The organism is Anoxybacillus sp. UARK-01 (assembly GCF_002075365.1).
GTDB classification, from domain to species: domain Bacteria; phylum Bacillota; class Bacilli; order Bacillales; family Anoxybacillaceae; genus Anoxybacteroides; species Anoxybacteroides rupiense.
Map to the genome: position 1 here is coordinate 1 of NZ_NASY01000024.1, position 5913 is coordinate 5913.

The following is a 5913-nucleotide window of genomic DNA, read 5'->3' on the forward strand; positions in this document are numbered from 1 at the left end:
AATAAATATACAGAATTAAATTCCATTAAAATTTTTTTGAAGAAAATAGTAATCTTTCAAATGTTCTTAGAATAAGATATAATCACAATTCCATAAAATAAATGCAATGAAGAGAAGAGTAGGTAAAATTAATTCTTCACAGAGAGCTCCGATAGCTGAGAAGGAGTAAGAATATTTTACTGAACCAAGTCTCTGAGCAGCATTTTGGAACCTAGTTTAGGGGATAATGTGACAGGTGCTCCTGTTATAGAGCAAGGGTATAAATATTATTTATTGTACCTGATAAGGTTAATATGGTGACATATTAACAAATTGGGGTGGCACCGCGAGAAAATCTCGTCCCCAAGGCAGAAATGTCTTGGGGACGAGATTTTTTTATAAAAATTTAAAATAGGTAACATAAGGAGGAATCTTAATGAGTATTAAAAAAGTATTAGAAGCCTGGCGTTATCCATTAATCCTATTGCTGAGTATCGGCATATCTGGTGTAGGGAGTTGGGTTTATTTTATAGCACTAAATCTTATAGTACTTAATATTACTGAATCGGCACTTGCTGTAACAGGATTATATATTATTAGAGCTTTATCTACTTTGTTTACAAATATTTGGGCTGGTAGTCTCATAGATCGTTTGAATAAAAAATATCTAATGATCGCTCTCAATATCTTTCAAACAGTGTTAATAGTATTACTTCCATTATTTTCTTCTTTAGGATCGATTTATTGTATGGTATTTTTTATCACAATTGCTAGTTCTATGTATCATCCAACATCTATGACTTACATAACGAAATTAATACCAGCGGAACAAAGAAAAAGATTTAATTCATTGCGAAGTTTACTTGATTCCGGAGCTTTTGTGACAGGACCAGCAATTGCAGGAATGATGTTTACAATTGGAACACCTAACATGGCTATTTATATTAATGGCTTAGCTTTATTTATATCCGCATTAATCACTTTAGTGATGCCAAATGTTGAAGCCTCTACACAACTTGAAGGAGTTTCAGAGAGAAAATTATCATTTACATTATTAAAAGAAGATTGGAGAGTTGTTATTAGATTTAGCCGTGAATACACACATATTATGATTGTATATTTTTTATTTAGTGCTATAGTAGTCTTGATGACTGCTACAGATTCTTTAGAAGCTGCTTTTGCAACTCAAGTATTAAATTTATCTGAAGGAGAATACGGGGTTTTAGTCAGTATTGCTGGTGTAGGTGTATTAATAGGCTCTTTAGCTAATACAATGATTGTTGAAAAGACTCCAACATCTTGGCTAATAGGCATGGGGGCAATGGTTATTTCAATTGGTTACTTAATTTTTACGTCTTCAAACACATTCCTTGTAGCATCCGTAGGATTTTTTCTTCTGTCATTTGCTACCGCATTTGCAAATACAGGATTCTATACTTTTTATCAAAATAATATTCCAGTGGATGTTATGGGGAGGATTGGAAGTGCATACGGTTTTGTTGAAGCATTCTTAATAATCTTATTTACAGCTATTTTCGGGTTTGCTTCTGAACAATTATCTATTAGGTTCGTTGTATTTTCAGGCTCATCAATTATGTTATTAGTCTCTCTCGCACTTTTTATATTCATAGTTCAACCTTCCAAAGCAAAATTAAACACTTAATTTTCAGAGCTTGAAAAATCGTTCAGTAATATACCTCTAATAAAAAGTTTATTTAAATAGTTAGCTGTCCTACAATCAAGCAGACAGTCAAATGAAAATGTTAAAACAGCCTTGTCTGTTTTCTGCAACTAAAAAGTTAAGCGAAACGCAAGACTTTTTTCAGCACCCCAAGCCTTTTCATTTTATATGTTCATATAAGAATTGTCAACAACGATTTAAAATTGGTTCTCCCGCAATTTTGGTGAAGAAATCAAGGATAGATTCATGTGGTTAACTAATATTTTTTTAGAAAAGTATTAAACGAATGGGTAAAGGACCTTTTTGCTCAGTAAATCGAACTTGGCTCGCCCATACATTTGGCGTTTGATGACCTTTAGACGGTTTACTTGTCCTTCTACAATGCTGTTGCTCCAAGAGTAGGATCATGCGTGTTTGACCGATTCTATATCTGATCGTATGTATTTGATAAATTGTTGTACTTCGTGTATCTTACTGTCTTCAGCCTGTAAGAGCCATTCCTGAAGTGCTTGTTCGTTCATTAGCTTCTGGAAGGCCTGAATAACGGATTTTAGCCGATGCAAAGCTTGGTGTTGTTTGAAGCACTTGTCAAAGAGGATTTGTTCCTCCTGCGTAGGGAGAAGTTGGGACCACAAGTATGCTTGTAGTTTATATCTAGAAATACGAATCTTGTTGGTGTTTTTTTCATTCATCTCCCGCTTTCTTAGCCTTGCAATATAGTCCTGTAATGTAGACAATGACTGATCATATCCCTGTTTTTGTATCACAGAAAAGATATGATTGACCGTTGCCTGTGCTTGTAGAAGCTCTAGGATTTCCGAACGGTAGAGATCGGCACGATGTCTACCACGCCGTATATGCTTCGGGGGCTTTTTCAGCTGTAAGTATTTGTCTAATGTTTTTCTATCCATGCCAAACTCCCTTATGATGTCTGCTTTACGTTGTCCTTCCTTATACCGTAGTTGTACTTGCTGTCAATAACGATTTAAAATTCCCCAATTTCAACGAAATGAAATTCCCCATTATGAACGTTTAATTAGGCAACTGGGCAGGATAAACTCCTGCTTTTTTCTTTTCTCGTAGACGATAAGAATCGCCTTTGATATTAAAGGTAATGGCGTGATGTAATAGGCGATCTAAAATCGCTGTCGCTCGTACATCATCACCGAATACTTTCCCCCATTCGAGATAGGACTTATTCGATGTGAGAATCATAGATCCTTGTTCATATCGTTTCGATACGACCTGAAAAAAGACATTCGCCGTTAGCTCATCAAAAGGAAAGTAACCGACCTCATCCATAATGAGTACATCTGGACGACTCCAACGATTCACTAATCGCTGGAGAGTCCCTTTTTCGTTTGCCTTTCGGCATTCAGCCACTACATCGTCTGCGGTTAAGAATAAAGCGGTATACCCTTGAGTGATGGCTTCCACCGCAAAGGAAATCGCTAAATGCGTTTTTCCAACACCCGGTGGGCCTAGTAAGATTCGATTTTCCCCGTTGGCAATAAACCGACAGGGCAGTGTTTCTTTGACTCTCTTTTCACTGATACTCGGTTGAAAGGAAAAATCAAAGTCATGAATCGTTTTGATAGAAGGTAATTTTGCTCGTTTCATTCGCTTTTCTAGTTGTTGAGACTCTTGATATTCAATTTCTTGTAAAACAATCGTGTTTAGAAACTCAGAATATGATACATTATCTCTAGAAGCGTCTTCTAATAAGCTATCTAGTTGGTGGGCTGTATGGTACCAACCAAGCTTTTTTAGGCGTTCGATTAACAGTTCGTTCATCATACAGTCTCACCTTCTTCCAATGCTGCGTAAGCAGCGAGAGGGCGTTGTTCTACTTTAGGAGAAGGGACAGTAGAATGAGGGTCGTTGGTCGCCAAACCTTGAACACCTTTGATTCTCTGTCCTTTTTCTTTTGTATGTAATCCCTCATAATGTTCCATCTGAACATGAACGGTTGCTTTTCCTGTCAAAATGGGATGTTTGGCCATACACTCATGCTCATCATAAATCTCGATACAATGATCAAGAGTTTCTTTCACTTTTACTATTTGCCCTGCATAACGATAAGGGACAGAATATTTTTTCCCTCTGTATGAAACAAAACAATCTCGACTTACTTCTCGTGTTTCCCATCGACATGTAGGGAATAACGGTTTCACTCCCCATGTTTGAAGGAACTTCTGTTCCTGTTCCAAACGTTGAATCGGTGGTTCATTGGTCGTTTGATTTGGTTTTCGATTAGCCACTTGATCTAGCCATGTACGAATCGCTTCGTTTAATGCAGAAAGAGTAGGTTCATGCTTTCTCTGAAAGAAATTATTTTTCAAATAGTGGACCACTCTTTCTACTTTTCCCTTGGTTTGTGGGCGTTTCGGTCGACATGCTTTCGGAACAATCCCATAATACGCGAGAAAATCCTCAAATGTTCGATTAAATCGAATTTCAATGGGACTATGTTTCAAAACAACGGTTTTCATATTGTCATAGAGAATCTGTTCAGGAATACCGTTAAAGTAAGAAAATGCGTTCATGTGGCATTTCATTCATGTTTCTACATTCATATTGGTTGTAAACTCCACATATTTCATCCGAGAATAACCAAGTACCATCACGAAGCCATAAACATCTTGATATTGCCCATCTACTAAATACTTCCCCACATAGGCCCAGTCCATTTGAGCTTGTTTGCCCGGTGGTGTTTCATACCGTAAGGTGGCTTGTTTCTTTGGCTGTTCCCGATAGGGACGAACAAAATCTCTTCATATCGTCATCTTGCCGGTGTATCCCATCGCTTGAATCTCTTCTAAGAGAACCACACAATTTGTCGTTCCTTCTTGTATTCGTTGAAGTAGATAGTTTTTATAAGGATCTAGTTTACTTGCTTTCTTTTTCTCACTGACTTTACGCTCTGGAAGTTTGTCCCCCTTTAGATACTTACGAATCGTTTTACGATCAAATCCTGTTTCTTTGGCAATCGCTGTTTGAGTCCAGCCTTTCTGATACAACTCTCGAATCATAAAAAACTCTCCAATCTTCAGCATCGTTTCTCCACTCCATCTAAGATGTCGTTTTGAAACGATTATCTGTTATTTTTGGGGAATTTTAAACCGCTGTTATTGGGGATTTTATCACCGTTGATGACAGCTAAAAGGCCAAATGCATTAAAGTATACGGATTTTTACGAGAAAATGCCTTCAGAATGGCAAGATTATTTTTCACATTGTACCATTCAGGAAAAACAAAAAACGTTACAATTACTGGCGTTTTACTAAAAGAGCACGATTTTGAAATTTCAACGCAAGCCTTACGGCTCGCTTCGCAATATGGGCATCCGAGTGTAGATTCCATTAAGCAAGTATTCTATCAGTTAATCAATGGAAGAGGGATAAGGGAACCCATTCAGCCAAAAATAAGCGTTCCCACTATGCCTGAAGCCTCTAGAGGACTTAGTCATTATGATCAATTTTTCGAGTCCACCGGAGGTGAAAGATAAGTGGAAACGCAAATGAAAGAGTATGCCAAAAAACTAAAACTAAGTTGGATCCCAGCGAATTATCAAACGATTCAAGCAGAAACACATGAGGAATATTGACTGAAGTTGTTTGAGCACGAAGTGCAACACCGAGGGGAAAGAAGAATCAATTTATTACTGAAACAAGCAACATTACCCAAAATTCCGAATAAGCCTTTTGATTGGAAGGATATTCAGTTAGCCCTAGGCATTACAAGGGAATATGTCCTTCAAGGCGATTTTATCGAAAATCAAGAAAACCTTATTTTTTATGGTGGAGTCGGAACGGGAAAGACGTTCCTTTCCACTCTCATTTCCATAAATACCATTAAGAAAAAGGGAAAGAAGGTGAAGTTTTATACTGCAGCTGCGCTAGTGAATGCGTTATTAGAAGCAAATGACAAGGGATCACTAGGCAAATTGTAATGCCCCCCATTGTCAAGACACAATTTCGGAAAAAATAAGTTAAGTCCTCCTTCAATTGTAATGGGGAGCGGATGCCGTTAAGCAGTCCGCGCATACACATCTGCCGGCTTGGCGTAACCCAACGCCTGATGGGGGCGTTCGGTATGGTAAAAGCGTAGATAAGCTGTAATCGCCTTGCGAAGCGCCCGAGGGTTCTCATACTCATTCAGATAGATTTCCTCATATTTGAGCGAACGAAAGAAGCGTTCCGTACGGCTGTTATCCCGTGCCCGGCCTTTGCCGTCCATCGATACGTTTACGT

General features: G+C 37.9%; 4 protein-coding genes, 2 pseudogenes and 1 other annotated feature. Of the genes and pseudogenes, 2 read left to right on the top strand and 4 right to left on the bottom strand.

Going from position 1 to position 5913, the window contains the following annotated elements:
- The first annotated feature begins 97 nt into the window (after positions 1-97).
- Positions 98-347: a binding site (T-box leader), on the top strand.
- Between the two features lie 68 nt (positions 348-415).
- Positions 416-1642, top strand: coding sequence for an MFS transporter (locus B6A27_RS02855; protein ID WP_080860058.1), 1227 nt, complete (start codon positions 416-418; stop codon positions 1640-1642).
- A 422-nt stretch (positions 1643-2064) separates the two neighbouring features.
- Here B6A27_RS02855 and B6A27_RS02860 read toward each other — a convergent pair whose 3' ends face one another.
- The 3 genes and pseudogenes from B6A27_RS02860 to istA all read right to left on the bottom strand — a co-directional run bounded on the left by B6A27_RS02860 (position 2065) and on the right by istA (position 4716).
- Positions 2065-2571: a hypothetical protein gene (locus B6A27_RS02860; RefSeq protein WP_080860060.1), complete on the bottom strand. Its 507-nt coding sequence runs from the start codon at positions 2569-2571 to the stop codon at positions 2065-2067.
- Between the two features lie 121 nt (positions 2572-2692).
- Positions 2693-3457, bottom strand: coding sequence for an IS21-like element helper ATPase IstB (gene istB, locus B6A27_RS02865; protein WP_080860062.1), 765 nt, complete (start codon positions 3455-3457; stop codon positions 2693-2695).
- Positions 3454-4716: pseudogene (gene istA / locus B6A27_RS02870) on the bottom strand (IS21 family transposase). Before istA ends, istB begins: the two are co-directional and overlap by 4 nt.
- 452 nt (positions 4717-5168) lie before the next feature.
- Here istA and B6A27_RS02880 point away from each other — a divergent pair.
- A pseudogene (locus tag B6A27_RS02880) lies at positions 5169-5606 on the top strand (ATP-binding protein); the annotation flags it as partial.
- A gap of 83 nt (positions 5607-5689) precedes the next feature.
- Here B6A27_RS02880 and B6A27_RS02885 read toward each other — a convergent pair.
- Positions 5690-5913 (bottom strand): integrase core domain-containing protein (locus B6A27_RS02885; protein ID WP_139788054.1); only part of this gene is annotated, 224 nt, incomplete at its 5' end.